The sequence below is a fragment of the Bacillus sp. FSL M7-0558 genome (assembly GCF_038003245.1).
Taxonomy (GTDB): domain Bacteria; phylum Bacillota; class Bacilli; order Bacillales; family Bacillaceae; genus Bacillus; species Bacillus pumilus.
In genome coordinates this window covers 2714989-2733246 of the sequence record NZ_JBBOOU010000001.1, presented here as the reverse complement: position 1 = coordinate 2733246, position 18258 = coordinate 2714989, and the positions used below count along the sequence as shown (strand labels likewise).

Sequence of the window (18258 nt, the reverse complement as noted above, 5' to 3'; positions counted from 1 at the left end):
AAATGTGAAACAAAATCGGACAAATAACTGTCTAATTATAGGTCTACTTTTAAGAAATAACATAACGTGGAGGCAATAATATGTGTGGGTTTGTTGGTGTGTTTAATCACCGTCCATTGTCCGAAACTACTGAGCAGGAAGAGTTAATTAAACAAATGAATCGTCTCATCGTTCACCGTGGTCCGGATGATGAGGGGTACTTTCATGATGAGCATGTAGGATTTGGATTTAGACGTTTAAGTATTATAGATGTTGAACACGGAAAGCAGCCGCTTTCTTATGAAGATGAAAAGTACTGGATTATTTTTAACGGGGAAATTTATAACTATGTGGAGCTGAAGGAAGAGCTTGTGAAAAAGGGCTATACGTTCAGCACAGATTCTGATACGGAAGTACTGCTTGCCACATACCGTCATTATAAAGAAGAAGCGGCTTCTAAGCTTCGCGGCATGTTTGCATTTTTAATTTGGGATAAAGAAGCGCAGCAATTATATGGCGCAAGAGATCCTTTTGGCATCAAACCGCTTTATTTCACACAAATGGATGAGCAAGTGTACTTTGCGTCTGAGCGCAAAAGCTTGATGGCTGTGAACGAGAACATTTTATTTGATGAGACTTCATTGCAGCAGTACATGTCGTTCCAATTCGTTCCTGAGCCAAATACGCTTGATCAAAAGGTGCATAAAGTTGAGCCTGGTCATCAGTTTATTTTACGCCCAGGACAGGAGATCGAATTTAAGACATACTGGAAAGTTCAATTTAAGCCTGAGCAAACACAAGAACAGAAGCTGATTGAAGAAGTACGCGATGCAATCTATGATTCTGTGAAAGTTCACATGAGAAGTGATGTACCTGTTGGTTCATTCCTATCAGGTGGTATTGATTCTTCCTTCATCGTGTCTGTCGCAAAGGAATTACACCCTGAGCTAAAGACATTCTCTGTTGGCTTCCAGCAGGATGGCTTTAGTGAAGTCGATGTCGCGAAGGAAACAGCTGACAAGCTAGGCTTACAAAACTTCAGCGCCGTCATTTCTCCAGAGGAATATATGAACGAGCTTCCGAAGATTGTCTGGCATTTAGACGATCCTTTAGCTGATCCGGCAGCAATTCCATTGTATTTCGTGGCAAAAGAAGCGAAGAAACAAGTGACGGTTGTTCTTTCAGGTGAAGGAGCGGACGAGCTGTTCGGTGGATATAATATTTACCGTGAGCCTCTTTCTCTTAAACCATTTGAATCTGTACCATCTATGCTGAAAAAGCTTCTTCTTCGTCTGGCTCGTTTAATGCCAGAAGGAATGAAAGGGAAGAGCTTTATCGTTCGCGGCTGTACGCCATTAGAGGAACGTTATATCGGTAATGCGAAAATCTTTGAAGAGCCAGTGAAGAAAAATCTCCTCAAACATTATGATCCAAGCATCACATATCGTGACATAACGAAGACATACTTCGAGGAAAGCGCAGGCTACAGTGATATTAACAAAATGCAATATGTTGATATCCATACGTGGATGCGCGGAGACATCTTATTGAAAGCAGACAAGATGACGATGGCGAATTCTCTTGAGCTTCGTGTTCCATTCCTTGATAAGGTCGTTTTTGAAGCGGCTTCTAAAATTCCAGAAGAGCTGAAAACAAAAGATGGCACAACGAAATATTTATTGCGTAAAGCAGCAGAAGGCATTGTGCCTGACCATGTGTTAAACCGTAAAAAGCTTGGTTTCCCTGTGCCAATTCGTCATTGGTTGAAAAATGAGATGAATGCTTGGGCAAAAGACATCATCAAAAACAGTCAAACAGATGAATACATTAACAAAGAGTATGTGCTTGATTTATTAAATGAGCATTGTGCTGGTAAAGCAGATCATAGCCGTAAGATTTGGACCGTCCTTATCTTTATGATTTGGCACAGCATTTATGTGGAGCGCAGCATTGATCCAGAGCAGTTGAATCATCAACCGAAAGAAGTTATCTTTAGTTAATGAAAAAAGGTTTTCAGCACAAAGCTGAAAACCTTTTTTGTTATGATAGAAAGTGGCGGAAAAGGGTAAAATAACAAGCGGTTCATAGTTATTGCTTAATATCCTGAAAAAAACATGATAAAGTGAAGATAACGCGTATGATGTTAACGGGGTATAAGGGAACGATAGTATTGTCCTTTTTCTACATATTCTCTACGGATTCTGTCCATGTCTTGGATATCTTCATCTGTTAACTGCCGGACGACCTTGGCTGGACGGCCGTAAGCGAGTGATCCTTTTGGAATGATCTTTCCTTGAGGGACAAGACTACCTGCACCGATAAAGGCACCTTCGCCAATTTCTGCACCATCGAGAATGATAGACCCCATACCAATGAGGGCATTTTTTCGAATGATTGAGCTATGTAATGTGACTTGGTGTCCAATGGTAGCACCATCTTCTATTAGAAGTGTTTTTCCAGGACTTTGATGCAGACAGGATAAATCTTGAATATTGACGTTTTTTCCAATTCTCACAGGAGCGACATCGCCTCTTATGACGGTTTGGAACCACACGCTCGAATATTCTCCAATCGTGACATCTCCTGTAATGGTGGCGTTATCTGCGACAAAGACCGATTCATGAATCTCAGGTGTAAACTGATGATATGGATAAATCACTTTTTCGACTTCCTTTCTTAATACAACATTTGTGAGGTGTTTACTTTGTGGACTTGGCATGCTGAAAGACCAGTTGGTACAATTGTGATAGTACATGGTGCGAGTGAATATCACGGCCGATATAAATGGCTGATCGAAATGTGGCGAAATGCCGGCTATCACGTCGTCATGGGTGACCTGCCTGGGCAAGGGACGTCGACACGTGCGCGCGGCCACATTCGTTCGTTTCAAGAATACATTGATACAGTAGATGAATGGATCGAACATGCGAAATCATTCAGGCTTCCTACTTTTTTACTTGGACACAGTATGGGCGGACTCATTTCAATTGAGTGGGTCAAGCAGTATACCCATACGAAGATTGATGGCCTTATTTTATCATCACCTTGTTTAGGTCTGCAATTTAAACCGAAGAAGCTAATGGATTTTGCATCAAAAGGTCTAAATGTGCTGGCACCGTCCTTTAAAGTCGAGTCAGGGCTGTCGATTGAACTAGCCACACGAAATCAGGCTGTGATTGAGGCAGACTCAAATGATTCCCTTTACGTAACAAAAGTGTCGGTTCGCTGGTACCGAGAGCTGATCAAAAATATTGATGCGGCCATGCAGCCTACGAATGTCTTTAAATCGATTCCGCTCCTTTTAATGCAGGCGGGCGATGATAAGATCGTCGATAAAACGAGGGTGATCAAATGGTTCAATGGCATTGAATCAACCAATAAATCATATCGTGAATGGGAAGAGCTGTATCACGAAATTTTTAATGAACCGGAAAGAGAAGATGTGTTTAAGGCAGCAAGAGCCTTTACAGATCAATATATTTGATGGTGAGCTTTAAGTTAGGGGTGGATTGATTTGTCAGTACCAGAGCGTCCTTTTGCACTGATGACAAAGGTGTATAAAGATATTTTTCCGCTTGTTCATCAGGAGCTAAAAAAGTGGCGGGCTCATGCAGAAATGATTGAAAATGAAGAACTGCGTACGCAGGCGTTAGCGAGCATATCGAGTAAAACCTTCCACTGCGAAGGTGGAGGTATCTTATCTCTTCTAGCAGGTGAGGCGAAAGAAACGTGTATTGAATTCATTGTGGCGTATCAAACCATCAGTGATTACTTAGATAACCTGTGTGACCGCAGTACGTCGCTTGATCCAAAAGATTTTCATATGTTGCATCAAGCGATGAGAGATGCGCTTGATATTCATGCTGAGCTCAAGCCTTACTACCAATTCCGTGATGATCAAGAGGATCATGGGTATTTACACTCGCTTGTCCGCACATGCCAAGACGTGCTGTCGCGTCTTAAGCATTATCCGATCATTCAGCCATATTTACACACGCTGTGCGATTACTACAGTGATTTGCAAGTACATAAACACGTCGTTCCTCATGAGCGGGTTCCGCGGCTAGAATCGTGGTTCCGCCAATATGAAAAGGATTTGCCTAAGATGGAATGGTATGAATTTTCAGCTTGTGCAGGATCAACGTTAGGAATTTTCTGTCTTGTGGCGTATGCGTTGCAGCCGGACTTTACAGAAAAGCAGGCGAAGCAAATATACGAAAGCTATTTCCCTTATATTCAAGGTCTGCACATTTTACTTGATTATTTAATTGACCAAGAAGAAGACCGGCTTGGGGGAGATCTGAACTTTTGCTCCTACTATGCCTCTCATCATGAGATGATGGATAGACTTCAGCATTTTATTGAAAAAGCGGATGAGCAGCTGAAAGGCATTCCGCACGAAAACTTTCACAAATTAATTAACAGAGGATTATTGGCAGTCTATTTGTCCGATGAAAAAGTGACAGCCCAAAAAGAGATGAATAAGCTGGCAAAACGGCTGATCAAATCAAGCGGGAAAACATCGTTCTTTTTCTATATCAACGGAAGAGCTTACCGGACCTATCAGAAAATGCCTTGGATGAAATCCTCATAAAAAAGCTCAAATCCATTAGGATTTGAGCTTTAGCTTTTTTTCAATGGCGACCACAAAAGGCGGGTCGTTTTGAATATTCATGTATTGATATGATAAAACTTGTACCTCTTCATGAGGAAGTGATCTGCAATAGTCGAGAAGCACTTCTTTTTCTTTTTTCCCTTCGGGGTGTCCATGATAAATCACAAGGACGATCAGACCTCCGGGTTTAAGCCAGTCGAGGAGCTGCTCAATGGCTTCAATGGTTGTATCGGCCTGAGTAGTGACGGCTTTATCGCCTCCGGGCAAGTACCCAAGGTTAAACACCGCGCCAGAGATATGTCCATAAACATCCCTTGGCAGGTGTTGAGCCAGTTTTTCATGACCATCGTGAATGAGATGAACATATGGATATCCCTCACCAAGTCTTTTACGCGTCTGCTGTATGGCTTCTTCTTGTACGTCGAATGCGAAAACTTGTCCATCATGACCAACAAGATCAGCTAAATAGAGTGTATCGTGGCCATTTCCCATCGTTGCATCAATGACGATGTCGCCTTTTTGACAAGCCCGTTCTAACAGCTCTTTACTAAAAGGGAGCATGCGTTTCAAGATCATTTTGCTGCTTCTTCCAATCTGACGAAACGTTTGCCTTGGTAGCTGTTACGTCTTTCAAGCTCAGCATTAATGGCATTTAATACTTCCCATTTGTTTACACTCCACATTGGACCAACCATTAATTCAATCGGGCCATCGCCTGTAATACGATGAATAATCATTTCTGGCGGCAGGATCTCCAGCTGATCACAAACAAGCTGGACATATTCTTCCTGGCTTAGAAACTCCAATTTGCCTTTTTCATATTGCTTGACCATTGGGGTTCCTTTTAAAAGGTGAAGCAAATGAATTTTAATTCCTTGCACATCTAAATCAGCAACAGCTTTTGCTGTCTCCATCATCATGTCCCGGTTTTCAAGAGGCAAGCCGTTGATGATATGCGAGCAGACACGAATGCCGTGTTTTCGCAGTTTTTCTACACCTTCTACGTAGCATTCATAATCATGGGCACGGTTAATGAGCATCGCTGTCCGTTCATGAACCGTTTGAAGACCAAGCTCTACCCAGAGATAAGTGCGCTCATTTAATTCAGCTAAATACTCCACCACGTCATCTGGCAGGCAGTCAGGTCTTGTCGCAATAGATAAACCAACTACACCATCCAAATTCATCACGGTTTCAAATTTTTCCTTTAAAACAGGAAGCGGGGCGTGTGTGTTTGTATACGCCTGAAAATACGCCATATATTTTCCGTCTTTCCATTTTGTATGCATCCGGTCTTTGATTTCGTTAAATTGAGTGACGAGATCATCCGCCCGGTTTCCTGCAAAGTCACCAGATCCTGCGGCACTGCAAAATGTACAGCCTCCATGGGCTACAGTACCATCACGGTTTGGGCAGTCAAAGCCACCGTCTAAGGCCACTTTAAAAACTTTATGACCAAAGTGCTCTCGCAAATGATAGTTCCATGTGTGATAGCGTTTTTCGCTGTTTGAATATAAAAAAGGGTTATGCTGATCCAAGTCAGTAACCTCCTTGCGTAATAATAGGCATCCTTAAAGTTTAACAAAAATCATGAAGGAGGACAATTGAATCTGTCCAACATTTTCTTTAGTGAAAAAGCTTTACGTGGGCAAAATAGGCGGGAGCAATGATGAAATGGAGGGAATGCAAGATGGCAACAAGGCAGTCAATCGATGAATTTATCCAAAAAAGTACTGAAACCCTTGAGTTTGCAAATGAGCAATTTGATTTGAACTTACGCCAAGAGCATTATAATGAGGACGAATTTTCTAAGGCACAGCTTATGCTTGAAGATGCGGTGAACGAATTAGAAAAATTAAAAGATGTCGCCAATGACCAGCAAAGAGAGCGGTTAGACAGGGCACGTGTTCAAATGCAAAGCTTGCAAAATCAAATGATTTTAGGCATTTCTTACGACAACGAATGATGAACAGATCCTTTTTTAAAGGGTCTGTTTTTTATTTTTTGAAAGGCTATTGACTTTTTATTTAAGTGTCTATATTGTATTAAGTGTACTACATCAACTAATACACTAAAGACACTTAAAAAGTGAAGAAAGGTGTTTAACCATGAAAAAAGAAAAAAAACCAATCAATTTGAAGTGGATGGTGCTGGCTGTTGTGTTAGCATGTACATTTTTTTTCGTTCTCGTTTTCATTGGTTTTGAAGTTCAAAAAGATTTGATACTTAATTCAATCCCTTTAATGCAAGGGCATGAACAAGCAATAGGACTGCAAAAGCATGAATGAGGAAAGAGGGAGCCATCATGATTCAAATAGATCCACGAAGCGCTGCGCCAATATATGAACAAATCATTGAGCAACTCAAAATTTTATGTCTAAAAGGTGTAATGAAACCTGGTGACAAACTGCCCTCTGTCAGAGAGCTCGCCACTATTATCATCGCCAATCCAAACACCGTCAGTAAAGCATATAAGGAGCTTGAGCGGGAAGGGATTATTGAAACACTAAGAGGGCGCGGTACGTATGTAACAGAAGAGGCTCGGTTAAAGCTGAATGAAGGGAAGGTATTGGAGATGAAGGAGCAATTAAGACAACTCATTATAGAAGCTCATTATGCCGGTATTGATATTCAACAACTGAAGGAATGGATAGAAGAGATTGGCTCAAGTCTCGAGGGAGGAAATAAAGTTGATTGAGGTTAGAAATGTATCGAAGACATTAAATGGACGTGAAGTACTCAGTAACGTTTCCTTCAAAATAGGCGAAGGTGAGATCTTTGGTTTGCTTGGCAGGAATGGCTCTGGTAAAACAACACTTCTCCGCTTGATTCAGCAAATTCTTCTTCCAGATGAAGGAGAGATTTATTTTAAAGACGTGCTTGTGAAAGACCACCCGTTAGTAAAGCAAAATATTGTGTATATGCCAGTCGTCAATCCCTACTTTGACAGATACAATTACGGGCAGCTTGTCCAGCTGTTAAAGCATATTTACCCGAAGTTTGACGTGACATATGCCAATGAGCTTGTGAATCGCTATGAAATTCCGGAAAAAGTGAAATATCGTGAACTATCGACAGGGTTAAAAAAACAGCTCTCATTAATTTTAAGCTTTGCGATCAAGCCAGCCGTGATTCTGTTAGATGAACCAACAGATGGTATTGATGCCGTCACAAGAAATGATGTTCTTCAGCTCATGATCGACGAGGTAGCGGAACGTGAAACGTCGATTCTCATCACATCGCACCGATTAGAGGATATTGAGCGTATGTGTAACCGAATCGGGTTTTTAGAAGGAAATCAACTCACAAGTGTCATGGATCTAGATGAATTAAAGAATGATTATGTCAAAATCCAGATGGCTTTTGAAGAAGATATGAACTTGAGTATACGAAAAAATGGCGTTGCTATATTAGATCAAGCGGGCATTTTTTATACAGCACTTATTCTTAAAACCGATGTAGAGGCCAAAGAGTACTTGAAGTCGCTGCAGCCAAAAGTATGGCATGAACTGCCTGTGAATTTAGAAGAAGTATTCATTGCAAAGTTTGGAGGGAAACGGAGATGGTAAAGCGGCAATTATTATATAAGGAATGGAAGCAATCAGAGCTGACATTTATTTTAGTGATGCTGGTTGCAGTCTTTACGACGCCATTATCCTTTTTACTGGGATACTCGTCCTTTCAAACTTGTGTAAACGACCCCACATGTACAATCGGAGATCAATACTTTTATTATAATTTCAGTTCTGATATTTTTATCGCCCTTTCATGGCTTATGGGCTTGCTTTTTGCGATTATCCAGCTGGGATATGAAAGAAATAAAGGACAAATTGATTTTACTTTATCCTTGCCGTTTAGCAGAAGTACCATTTATCATACAAAGTTTTTCTTAGGTGCCGGAATCATAACGCTTGTTCATGTGTTGTCATATGCTTTCACTTACTTACTCATATTAGGCACTCAACCAAAAGAGACGTTTGACTTTAATAGTGGTTACTTCATTGCACTCGTATCAACCTTAATGATATATAGTTTGTGTCTTGCAGCAGGTGCGTTAACAGGAAGCGCAATTAGTCAAGCCATTGTTACATTCAGTACAGCGATATTGCCATATTTATTAATTTGGCTTCCGATGTTTCATTTGGATTTTATTTTAAGAACGAATAGGCATTGGGTCGATGTCAGTTATGACTACTTTATTATGCCTATCGCCCCAATTACTTATATAACAGACCGTTTTCAATTTCGAGATATAGATAAATATCCACTTTGGTTCACTGGTGAAGAATTCATCATACCTATTGTGATGATGATTGTATTCTATCTTATTGGTTTGTTTAGCTTTATGAAGCATCCTATTGAACGAAATGGCCGTTTCTTCCTTTACTCAAAAATGGATAGACCGATTCAGATTTTGGTCATTGTCTTCGGTGTTCTAGGATTTGGATGGGTTGGATTTTCTTCTGACACTTCCATATTGGGTTATATTGTGGGCATGATCATCGGCGGCGTTGTAGGTGCACTAACAAGTTATTTCTTAATATATCGAAAAAGATAAACAGAGAGTAGGGGAGTAGAGATGATTCAAGTTCAAGCGTTAGATCATGTGTTTACAATTGGTAAAAAAGGCAGAGAGAATGAGATTCCTGTGCTGAAAGGGATTGACCTATCCATCAAAAGAGGCGATATTGCTTGTATAGTGGGGCGAAGTGGTTCGGGGAAATCTACCCTATTGAACTTAATTTCAGGATATATTACGCCAACGAGCGGACAAATTGTCATTGATGGTACCGATGTGACTGGGTTTAATGAAAAAGAATGGGCGGATTTCCGCTTAGATCACTTTGGTTTTATCTTTCAAAGCTTTCAATTGATCGGGAGCTTAACGACGTATGAAAATGTTGAACTTCCGCTCACTTTAAAAGGTGTGAAGCCGTCTGAACGAAAGGCGAAAGTAGAAGAAATGCTGAAACGAGTAGGTTTAGAACATCATGCAGGGCATTACCCGAATGAGTTGTCAGGCGGGCAGCAGCAGCGTGTGAGTATTGCAAGAGCCTTGATTTTAAATCCATCTATTATTTTAGCGGATGAACCAACAGGCAGTCTAGATTCAGAAACCGAAGGAGAAATCTTAGCCTTTATCCAGCAGCTTAATCGTGAAAAAGGAATCACGTTTGTCATTATTACACATGACGATGAAGTCGCTTCAATCGCAGATACAACGTTCCAGCTTCATGATGGTGTATTAAAGAAAGGGGAACAATCCATTGAAATTTAGAGATCAGGTCAAATTTATTAGAAGAAACATGAAGAAAAATAGATTGCGTGTGTTTATGACCATTCTTGCGACGACAATGGCATGCTCTTTCTTAATCGTTTTAGCATCTGTCGGTTTTGGTCTGCAAAAATCGGCGCAAGATGAAATCATGAAACAGCAAATCATCACAGAAGTGAAAGTGTTAGGCAAGGAAAAAGGTGACGTCAAGACAGATGATTTAAAGAAATATGATCATGTGAAATCTGTCGTCTCAAGAACGGCGCTCATTCCATTGGTAAACGTCGAGCTCGATGATCGCTCAGGTGAAACGCAGGCTGCTCTAACCGATATGAAAGAAGAAAAAGAAGCAGGGCTTGAGCTAGACCGAGGAAAAGTCCCAACATCAGCGAACGAAATTGTGGTCGGGTATCATATGGCTGAACAACTGTGGACAAAAAAAGAACGCCAAGCCTATGAAAAAAAATTAAATCAGACATCAAATGGTGAAGAAACACCAAAAGAGCCTAAGGGCTACACGAAAGATATTTTAAATAAAGTGATTCAAGTCAAAGTACCAAAACTCAACGAAGAAAATGAAGTCGTCAAAGAAAAAACATTTGATTTCCGTGTAGTAGGTGTGTTGAAAAAGCCGAATCTGGAGTGGCAAGAGGATCATAAAATTTTTATTCCGAATGCGTATGAAAAGGAATTTGGTCAAATACTCGATCTATCTCCTGAAGCAGGAAATGTCGAGAAAATGACTTCTGTTTATGCAGATAAATTCGACAACGTCGGTGCACTCACGAATAAGCTGACAGATGAGGGCTATCAAGTCATCTCTGTGACGAATCAGCTCGAAGGAATGGATATGTTCTTTACAGTCTTCAAAATTGGACTTATTTTTGTTGGATGTATTGCGGTCATTATTTCTGCGATCGGGATTTTCAATACGATGACAATGGCTGTAACAGAGCGGACACAAGAAATTGGGATTATGAAAGCCATTGGCGCGAATCCATCGATTATTAAGCGAATGTTCCTCATGGAAAGTGCTTATATTGGGGTGATTGGGTCGATCATCGGAATTATCATCTCATATATCATTAGTTTCGCGGTCAATTTAATCATTCCAGCTATTTTGGCGTCCATGTCAGAGGGAGGGTCAAGTGATCAATTCTCGATCACCTTCTCCTATATTCCGCTCAGCCTTGTGATTACAGCAACAGTGATTAGCGCAGGGGTAGCAATCCTTTCAGGGCTTAACCCAGCACGTAAAGCAACAAAAACGAATGTATTAGCAGCATTAAGAAGAGAAATCTAAAAAAAGAACCTCCTAAGGCACCCAATTGGGCTGACAGGAGGTTCTTTTTTCGTGATACATAGCTATTGCTTAGGTGCCCGGTACCCTGCACGCTCTGCCTCTTCTACAGAGCAGAATAGCTTGGTTACATTCTTTGTTCTAGAGTAGTATCTGCTGCTTGGTGTGTGATAAATACCGTTGACACTTCCTTTGATGTTACAGGCTGCAGATTCTTTTTTTGTTTCCTTCTGTGACTCATGACCGCCTGTGCTTTTTCCTTCATCTTTAGGAGCGGACCGCTGAACGGTAGAAGACTCCGTATCGCTGCTGCTTTTCTTGTTCTCTTTTTTGAGTGTTTCGTTGCTTGAGGCAAGCTTGTCTATTTTCTCTTCAAGCGCTTGAATGGTCTTTTCTTGCTTTTTGATTGTTTCTTTTTCTGAGGTGATGGTTTCTAGCTTTTTCGCTAGTTTTTCTTTATCCTTTGTTGCGTCCTCTAAAGAAGCGGTAAGCTCCTCTTTATCAGCTTTTAAGCGCGTTATGTCAGATGTGAGCTGCTTTTGATCCTTTAACAGCTGTTCTGAAGATGGATCTGCTTGTGCCTTCGGTGCATCTGTGGCAGCAAACGGTAATGACATAATGGAAAAGATGAGACCCAAGATCAAGAAAGGATAAAATAGTTTCTTTGAAAAGATCTGCGCATTCTGGTGTTTGAGTAATAAGAAATTGACGGCATATCCTATGGCAAAACAAACACATAAAAGACCTATGATGAGTAACATCATCATCTAGTAGCCCCCCTACATCCTTTATTACACCTATCATACCTCATTTTCCCATTTTTAGGGGGCGTTTCAACTAAAAAAACCCTGTTTTATACAGGGCTTTCAGCTAATGGTAATCCTTTGATTGCTTCCTTAACCGTCAAATAAGTGATTGTATCCTGAAAATCTGTATCCAAGTCTTTCATTTTCATTGCAAGCTGCGGTTTGATCCCTGTGATGATCAGTTCGGTTCCGGTTAGATTAAGAAGACGATGCAGCTTGAAAATGCGTGCTGCAACGGAATCATCGACATCGATTAAACCAGAAAGATCGACAATTAAATAATCATCCTTTGAATCATCTAATATACAAGTTAACTTCGCGACAATGGCATCAAAGCGTTCTTCAGATAGTTTTCCAATGAGTGGCAGAGCAGATACACCATTTTTGATTGGGACGATTGGCGTCGAAAGAGAGGTGACTTCCTGTAAGGAATCTTCTAGGAGCTGTTCATATTCTTTCTGTTTCGTAATATCCTTTTGAAAGCCAATGAAAAATGTTTTATCATCTTGTTCAATGTATAGAGGATCTATATTGAGTTCATTCCAAAAAAAAGTACCGTCTTTTTTATAATTTTTTAGCTGTGTGGTAATAGGTGTTTTATTCTGTATTCCATGACGTATTAAATCAAGCTGCTTTTGATCTGTGTCTTTCCCTTGAAGGAATCGACAGTTACGCCCAAGAATCTCATCTGGTTTGTATCCAGTCATGTGTGTAAAGCCATGATTCACATAAACGATAGGGTTATCCTCTAAAGAAGGGTCTGTAATGACAACACCGATCCGCGCATGATCTAGCGCTTTTTTTATGAGTTCAAGCTGTTTTTGTAAGCCGAAGATGTTCGAGCTGACCATATTACCCTCCTTTGTTGCTGCTATCAGACATATCAAATGGTTGTCTTTTCAACCAAAGGTATTCCTTACTAACGTAACATAACATATGTTCTGTTTCAACGATTGCAATGGCTTTGTTAAATTTGTCATCATAGTTTGTCCTCCATTAGAATATAGTAAGTAAGGAGACTTTTCTTTAGAAAAAGAAGGAATCAATTGCTCATAATTCATAAAATGACAAAAATAGTCAATATGGATTAGGTAAAAATGATTCCAATGCATCAAGATTGTTTTGGGTCATTCACATATAATGGAAGAAACAAGCTTTTTTTCTTCGTTAGAGAGAATAGACCTTTTACATGGATTATGACGGAACAGCAGAATGGCATTACAGGGGGCTGGACAGCCTGAAGTCGCTTTACTATTCTAAGGGCTTTAGGAAGGTGATGAAAATGCTGCAACAAGTCATTATTGCTTGCGCCATTGGAGGGGTCATGGGCATTCTCGGTCACGTAAAGAAAAAAGGCAGGCTAGAGAAGCCCAGAATGACAAAAAAGTTTATTTATTTAGGGTTTATTGAAGATTGGCTCGTTGGGATGATTGCCGCTACACTGCTTGTCTTATCCTCAAATCCCGATTCTAGTCTGCACTTGGTCATCTTATCAATTATTTCAGGTTACGGAGGAGAAGCAGTTCTGCGAAGCTTTGATTTTGTAAGAGAACAGCATTCACAGAATGCAGACTCCAACCGTCATAACCGATCTCCACACGAATAATATCCTCTACTTTACCCTGATCTAGGGTACATTCCCATTGTATACAAACCTGCTTGCACTTATGATCATAATTCTATAAAATACTACTTAGATGACGGTTACGATAAGAACAGTGAAGAGGAGTAGTAGGAAAGCAGTATTTGTCTTTAGAGAATTGACGGCTGGTGAAAGTCAATCAAATCTGCTTCTGAACTCGCCTCAGAGTTGCAGTTGCGTTAAAGCTTCTGTCGCATGTCTGCGTTAAAGATATTAAGTGAGCGTACAAACAGAAAGTTACGCTAACAAGGGTGGTACCGCGGGAACCAAAAAATCTCTCGTCCCTTTCCAGGGATGAGGGTTTTTTGTTGATTTTAGAAAAATCTGAATTCTCGCAGTGGTCATCTGAGCAGATACAGCCGTACATATTAAAGGAGGTTTTCACATTGAGTTTTCAGCATCGGGAAATTGAAAAGAAGTGGCAGGATTATTGGCTGACACATAAAACATTCGCCACATCTGACTCGGAAGATAAACCAAAGTTCTATGCACTTGATATGTTTCCATATCCATCAGGAGCAGGACTTCATGTCGGGCACCCTGAGGGCTACACAGCAACGGATATTTTATCACGCATGAAACGTATGCAGGGATATGATGTTCTTCATCCAATGGGATGGGACGCATTTGGTCTTCCAGCAGAACAGTATGCGCTAGATACAGGGAATGATCCGGCGGTCTTTACAGAAGAGAACATCAATAACTTCCGCCGCCAAATTCAATCACTAGGGTTCTCATATGATTGGGATCGAGAAATCAACACGACTGATCCAAATTATTATAAATGGACACAATGGATTTTCTTGAAATTGTACGAAAAGGGATTGGCGTATATCGATGAAGTACCAGTGAACTGGTGCCCAGCGCTTGGCACAGTCCTTGCAAACGAAGAAGTCATTGATGGAAAAAGTGAACGCGGAGGGCATCCGGTTGAAAGACGTCCGATGAAGCAATGGATGCTAAAGATTACGGCATATGCGGACAGGCTGTTAGAAGATTTAGAAGACATTGATTGGCCTGAAAGCATTAAAGATATGCAGCGTAACTGGATCGGACGTTCAGAAGGTGCACATGTTCATTTCGAAGTAGAAGGACATGATGAACAGTTTACTGTTTTCACAACGCGTCCTGATACATTGTTTGGGGCAACCTATGCGGTACTTGCACCAGAACATGCACTTGTTGAAAAAATGACAACAGCTGCTCAAAAAGAAGCAGTCGAAGCATATATGAAAGAAATTCAATCTAAGAGCGACTTAGAGCGGACAGATCTTGCAAAAACGAAGACGGGTATTTTCACAGGCGCTTATGCCATCAATCCATTAAATGGTGAAAAGATGCCGATCTGGATTGCAGATTACGTGCTGGCTACTTATGGAACAGGCGCGATTATGGCGGTACCTGCCCATGATGAGCGTGACTATGAATTTGCCAAAACATTTGATCTTCCAATCAAGGAAGTTGTTGAAGGCGGAGACATTGAAAAAGAAGCTTACACAGGTGATGGAAAACACATTAACTCTGATTTCCTCGATGGATTAGGAAAAGAAGAAGCGATTGAAAAAGTCATTGCATGGCTGGAAGAACATCAAAAAGGCGAAAAGAAAGTCACTTACCGTTTAAGAGACTGGCTATTTAGCCGCCAGCGTTATTGGGGTGAGCCAATTCCAATTATTCATTGGGAGGACGGAACGTCTTCAGCTGTTTCAGAGGAAGAGCTTCCACTCATTTTGCCTAAAACGACTGAGATCAAGCCAAGTGGCACAGGTGAATCACCTTTAGCCAATATTAAAGATTGGGTTGAGGTTGTCGATCCTGTCACAGGTAAAAAAGGACGCCGTGAAACCAATACAATGCCGCAATGGGCAGGCAGCTGCTGGTATTTCTTACGTTATATTGACCCGCATAACTCAGAAGAGCTTGCATCTCCTGAAAAGCTGAAGAAATGGCTTCCTGTTGATGTATATATTGGCGGAGCAGAACATGCTGTACTTCATCTTCTATATGCGCGCTTCTGGCATAAGTTCTTGTATGATATCGGCGTTGTTCCGACAAAAGAACCTTTCATGAAATTGTTCAACCAAGGAATGATTCTTGGGGAAAATAATGAAAAAATGAGTAAATCAAAAGGAAATGTTGTCAATCCAGATGATATCGTAGAATCTCATGGTGCGGATACATTGCGCCTTTATGAAATGTTCATGGGACCTTTAGATGCATCAATCGCTTGGTCTGAAACAGGACTTGATGGTGCTCGCCGCTTCCTTGATCGTGTATGGCGTCTATTCACAAACGAAGATGGCACAATCAGTGATAAAATAACAGAGCAAACTGGAGGCGCATTAGAACGCAGCTATCATGAAACCGTGATGAAGGTAACAGACCATTATGAAGGTCTGCGCTTCAATACAGGGATTTCACAATTAATGGTGTTTATCAATGATGCCTACAAGGCTGATACACTGCCGAAAGAATATGCAGAAGGCTTTGTGAAACTACTTTCTCCAATTGCACCGCATGTAGCGGAAGAGCTTTGGAATAAACTTGGTCATGAAGGGTCTATCTCTTATGAAGCATGGCCGCAATATGACGAGTCAAAGCTTGTCGACGATGAAGTAGAAATTGTCGTACAATTGAATGGGAAAGTGAAAGCAAAATTAACTGTTCCTGCTGATGCAACTAAAGAACAGTTAGAAGAGCTTGCAAAAAATGATGCACGTGTAAAAGAACAGCTTGAAGGGAAAACCATTCGCAAAGTGATTGCGGTTCCTGGGAAGCTTGTCAATATTGTTGCGAATTAATGATGACACCCATCGGTATGAACCGGTGGGTGTTCTTTATTTCCCGGGACATAATTTTGTCGAAAACAAGGTGATTGCACGATCGATCTCGTATGTTAACAGATGATCAACAAAAGGAGGAGTGACATCAATGGAAAAGGAAAGCAAACGTGAACAACTGCTCAGTCTGTTAGGAGAAATGCCAGAACGCCATCGCGTGGAGGCATATACGTTAAAGGTCGAGGATCGTGAATCGTACGTCATCGAAACACTCATTCTTTCAATCCATGGTGTGGAGGAAGTGCCCGCTTATTTTGTGAAGCCGAAGGATACGGTGAAAAAAAGACCCGTTGTGCTCTTTCAGCACTCTCATGGCGGGAACTACGTCGATGGGAAGGAAGAGCTCATCAAGGGTGCTCATTATTTGCAAGCGCCTTCATATGCGAAAGAGTTCACCTCAAAAGGCTATAGTGTTCTGGCTATTGATCATGCAGGATTTGGTGAGAGAAGAGGAAGAACCGAAAGTGAAATTTTTAAGGAAATGCTTTTAACAGGGAAAGTGATGTGGGGCATGATGCTGTATGAAAGCATGTGTGCAATTGATTATGTGCTGTCTCGACCTGATGTGCTGCCGGACCGGTTAGCTATTTTTGGAATGTCAATGGGCGGGCTTCTTTCCTGGTGGACGGCTGCGCTTGATGAGAGGGTCAGTGTGTGTATTGATCTTTGCGCACAGGTCGATCACCACACATTAATTGAAACGAACAATTTAGACAGGCATGGCTTTTATTACTATGTACCAAGCTTAGCAAAGCACTTTACGGCAGCTGATATTCAGGAAATGATTTTTCCAAGGCCGCATTTAAGCTTAGTTGGAAAACTTGATCCACTCACGCCTGCTGAAGGCGTCGCTCGCATTCAAAAGGGATTGAGCCAAACTTATCAAGCGGCTTCATTGAAAGAACGGTATCAGCTTGTTGGTCTTCATGCAGGTCATTTTGAAACAGCCGCTATGCGTCACGAGGCCACTCGATTCTTAAAAAAATGGCTGTAATCTATAAAGGCTTGGACATACTACGTCATTAGAAAGGAGGAGACACATGAAGAAGATCACGATCATTGGCGGGTGCGGTGTGATTGGCCGTATTTTAACAAAAACGCTCTCTTCTGAGTATGAGATCACCATTATTGATCAAACGGGCTGTGTAAAAGGAGACATTTTAGCAGATGCAACGAATGAACAGGAATTATATGAGGCGATTCCGCGAGATACAGATGTCATCATACACCTTTTAAACATGGAGATGACGCATGATGTGATGAATCATGAGGAGTTTGAAAAAATGAATGATATTTTTTGGAGGAGCTCTTATTCTATGTTTCGATCAGCTGCAAGCCTCGGCATACGAAAAGTCATTTTTGCAAGCAGCAATCACGTGACCGATCGTTATGAAAAAGATGGACGCTCCTTACTAGGGAGACATATTACAACAAACGATGTACCTGCGACTCAAAATGTCTATGGCATTTTAAAATTTGCTTCTGAACAGCTAGGCCGTTTGTTCCACGATCAAACGGGAATGTCTGTTATCAATTTACGGATTGGAACGGTTGTGACAGATGAGATGGAGGCATTACACGAGAAAGAACGGACGAAACGAACACTTCTTTCACACGAGGATCTAGCATGGATGATAAAGGCAGCGATTGAAACGACCGTTCCCTTTGGGACATATTATGCCGTATCAGAAAACGAAGAAAAGCCTTGGTCTACGGAAAACACGAAGCAGGAGTTAGGCTATAGACCCGATGTGAATACGACGGAAATCCTTGAAGAAAACGATCAGGCATAGGGCATAAT

At 41.1% G+C, this 18258-nt stretch carries 19 protein-coding genes and 1 other annotated feature; of the genes, 14 read left to right on the top strand and 5 right to left on the bottom strand.

The annotated features are described in order from the left end of the window. Nucleotides 1–80: 80 nt before the first annotated feature. On the top strand, nt 81–1979 hold the full coding sequence (gene asnB / locus MHB79_RS13775; protein ID WP_106028996.1) for an asparagine synthase (glutamine-hydrolyzing): 1899 nt from the start codon (nt 81–83) through the stop codon (nt 1977–1979). Nucleotides 1980–2122: 143 nt separating this feature from the next. Here asnB and MHB79_RS13770 read toward each other — a convergent pair whose 3' ends face one another. Beyond that, on the bottom strand, nt 2123–2638 hold the full coding sequence (locus MHB79_RS13770) for a gamma carbonic anhydrase (RefSeq protein WP_310024086.1): 516 nt from the start codon (nt 2636–2638) through the stop codon (nt 2123–2125). Nucleotides 2639–2683: 45 nt separating this feature from the next. Here MHB79_RS13770 and MHB79_RS13765 point away from each other — a divergent pair, with 45 nt between their 5' ends. Together MHB79_RS13765 and MHB79_RS13760 are read left to right on the top strand one after the other, a co-directional pair. After that, on the top strand, nt 2684–3463 hold the full coding sequence (locus MHB79_RS13765) for an alpha/beta hydrolase (protein ID WP_003217757.1): 780 nt from the start codon (nt 2684–2686) through the stop codon (nt 3461–3463). 30 nt (nt 3464–3493) lie between these two features. Beyond that, a complete protein-coding gene (locus tag MHB79_RS13760) occupies nt 3494–4573 on the top strand; it encodes a tetraprenyl-beta-curcumene synthase family protein (RefSeq protein ID WP_003217575.1) in 1080 nt (359 codons plus the stop codon). A gap of 15 nt (nt 4574–4588) precedes the next feature. Here MHB79_RS13760 and MHB79_RS13755 read toward each other — a convergent pair whose 3' ends face one another. Then, nucleotides 4589–5170, bottom strand: coding sequence for a class I SAM-dependent methyltransferase (locus MHB79_RS13755; RefSeq protein ID WP_310024090.1), 582 nt, complete (start codon nt 5168–5170; stop codon nt 4589–4591). Further along, nucleotides 5167–6132, bottom strand: coding sequence for a TIGR01212 family radical SAM protein (locus MHB79_RS13750; protein ID WP_012010971.1), 966 nt, complete (start codon nt 6130–6132; stop codon nt 5167–5169). Before MHB79_RS13750 ends, MHB79_RS13755 begins: the two co-directional genes overlap by 4 nt. 152 nt (nt 6133–6284) lie before the next feature. On the opposite strand from MHB79_RS13750, the gene MHB79_RS13745 reads away from it, so the two are divergent. From MHB79_RS13745 to MHB79_RS13715, 7 genes are all read left to right on the top strand, one after another. Then, nucleotides 6285–6560, top strand: coding sequence for a YtzC family protein (locus tag MHB79_RS13745; protein WP_003217632.1), 276 nt, complete (start codon nt 6285–6287; stop codon nt 6558–6560). A gap of 142 nt (nt 6561–6702) precedes the next feature. Further along, the gene (locus tag MHB79_RS13740) at nt 6703–6882 is read left to right on the top strand and encodes a hypothetical protein (RefSeq protein ID WP_003217546.1); all 180 of its coding nucleotides are present in this window, start codon (nt 6703–6705) and stop codon (nt 6880–6882) included. A gap of 17 nt (nt 6883–6899) precedes the next feature. Then, nucleotides 6900–7292, top strand: a complete 393-nt coding sequence (locus MHB79_RS13735; protein WP_003217551.1) for a GntR family transcriptional regulator — start codon at nt 6900–6902, stop codon at nt 7290–7292. Further along, entirely contained in the window at nt 7285–8163 is an 879-nt protein-coding gene (locus tag MHB79_RS13730; protein ID WP_050943515.1) for an ATP-binding cassette domain-containing protein, read from the top strand. The genes MHB79_RS13735 and MHB79_RS13730 overlap by 8 nt, the downstream gene beginning before the upstream one ends. Next, entirely contained in the window at nt 8157–9152 is a 996-nt protein-coding gene (locus tag MHB79_RS13725) for an ABC transporter permease subunit (RefSeq protein WP_335364906.1), read from the top strand. The genes MHB79_RS13730 and MHB79_RS13725 overlap by 7 nt, the downstream gene beginning before the upstream one ends. A 21-nt stretch (nt 9153–9173) precedes the next feature. Further along, a complete protein-coding gene (locus MHB79_RS13720; protein ID WP_044142163.1) occupies nt 9174–9872 on the top strand; it encodes an ABC transporter ATP-binding protein in 699 nt (232 codons plus the stop codon). Then, nucleotides 9862–11172 carry an ABC transporter permease gene (locus tag MHB79_RS13715; RefSeq protein WP_340989988.1) on the top strand — a complete coding sequence of 437 codons (1311 nt, stop codon included), beginning with the start codon at nt 9862–9864 and terminating at the stop codon, nt 11170–11172. The genes MHB79_RS13720 and MHB79_RS13715 overlap by 11 nt, the downstream gene beginning before the upstream one ends. Before the next feature lie 62 nt (nt 11173–11234). Here MHB79_RS13715 and MHB79_RS13710 read toward each other — a convergent pair whose 3' ends face one another. Together MHB79_RS13710 and MHB79_RS13705 are read right to left on the bottom strand one after the other, a co-directional pair. Then, nucleotides 11235–11936: a coiled-coil domain-containing protein gene (locus MHB79_RS13710; RefSeq protein ID WP_106033025.1), complete on the bottom strand. Its 702-nt coding sequence runs from the start codon at nt 11934–11936 to the stop codon at nt 11235–11237. A gap of 86 nt (nt 11937–12022) precedes the next feature. Next, nucleotides 12023–12826, bottom strand: a complete 804-nt coding sequence (locus MHB79_RS13705; protein ID WP_321999471.1) for a PAS domain-containing protein — start codon at nt 12824–12826, stop codon at nt 12023–12025. A gap of 425 nt (nt 12827–13251) precedes the next feature. On the opposite strand from MHB79_RS13705, the gene MHB79_RS13700 reads away from it, so the two are divergent. The 4 genes from MHB79_RS13700 to MHB79_RS13685 all read left to right on the top strand — a co-directional run bounded on the left by MHB79_RS13700 (nt 13252) and on the right by MHB79_RS13685 (nt 18250). After that, a complete protein-coding gene (locus MHB79_RS13700) occupies nt 13252–13581 on the top strand; it encodes a DUF4257 domain-containing protein (RefSeq protein WP_223250657.1) in 330 nt (109 codons plus the stop codon). Between the two features lie 103 nt (nt 13582–13684). Further along, nucleotides 13685–13906, top strand: a binding site (T-box leader). Between the two features lie 97 nt (nt 13907–14003). Next, on the top strand, nt 14004–16418 hold the full coding sequence (gene leuS, locus MHB79_RS13695; RefSeq protein ID WP_050943523.1) for a leucine--tRNA ligase: 2415 nt from the start codon (nt 14004–14006) through the stop codon (nt 16416–16418). Nucleotides 16419–16548: 130 nt separating this feature from the next. Continuing rightward, nucleotides 16549–17451, top strand: a complete 903-nt coding sequence (locus tag MHB79_RS13690; protein ID WP_050943525.1) for a dienelactone hydrolase family protein — start codon at nt 16549–16551, stop codon at nt 17449–17451. A 46-nt stretch (nt 17452–17497) separates the two neighbouring features. Next, the gene (locus MHB79_RS13685) at nt 17498–18250 is read left to right on the top strand and encodes an NAD-dependent epimerase/dehydratase family protein (RefSeq protein ID WP_340989987.1); all 753 of its coding nucleotides are present in this window, start codon (nt 17498–17500) and stop codon (nt 18248–18250) included. Nucleotides 18251–18258: the final 8 nt, after the last annotated feature.

Coding starts and splice junctions, on each gene's coding strand:
- asnB (WP_106028996.1), top strand. CDS start 81: ATGTGTGGGTTTGTTGGTGTGTTTAATCACCGTCCATTGTCCGAAACT.
- MHB79_RS13755 (WP_310024090.1), bottom strand. CDS start 5,170: ATGATCTTGAAACGCATGCTCCCTTTTAGTAAAGAGCTGTTAGAACGG.
- MHB79_RS13745 (WP_003217632.1), top strand. CDS start 6,285: ATGGCAACAAGGCAGTCAATCGATGAATTTATCCAAAAAAGTACTGAA.
- MHB79_RS13740 (WP_003217546.1), top strand. CDS start 6,703: ATGAAAAAAGAAAAAAAACCAATCAATTTGAAGTGGATGGTGCTGGCT.
- MHB79_RS13735 (WP_003217551.1), top strand. CDS start 6,900: ATGATTCAAATAGATCCACGAAGCGCTGCGCCAATATATGAACAAATC.
- MHB79_RS13725 (WP_335364906.1), top strand. CDS start 8,157: ATGGTAAAGCGGCAATTATTATATAAGGAATGGAAGCAATCAGAGCTG.
- MHB79_RS13720 (WP_044142163.1), top strand. CDS start 9,174: ATGATTCAAGTTCAAGCGTTAGATCATGTGTTTACAATTGGTAAAAAA.
- MHB79_RS13710 (WP_106033025.1), bottom strand. CDS start 11,936: ATGATGATGTTACTCATCATAGGTCTTTTATGTGTTTGTTTTGCCATA.
- MHB79_RS13705 (WP_321999471.1), bottom strand. CDS start 12,826: ATGGTCAGCTCGAACATCTTCGGCTTACAAAAACAGCTTGAACTCATA.
- MHB79_RS13700 (WP_223250657.1), top strand. CDS start 13,252: ATGAAAATGCTGCAACAAGTCATTATTGCTTGCGCCATTGGAGGGGTC.
- MHB79_RS13690 (WP_050943525.1), top strand. CDS start 16,549: ATGGAAAAGGAAAGCAAACGTGAACAACTGCTCAGTCTGTTAGGAGAA.
- MHB79_RS13685 (WP_340989987.1), top strand. CDS start 17,498: ATGAAGAAGATCACGATCATTGGCGGGTGCGGTGTGATTGGCCGTATT.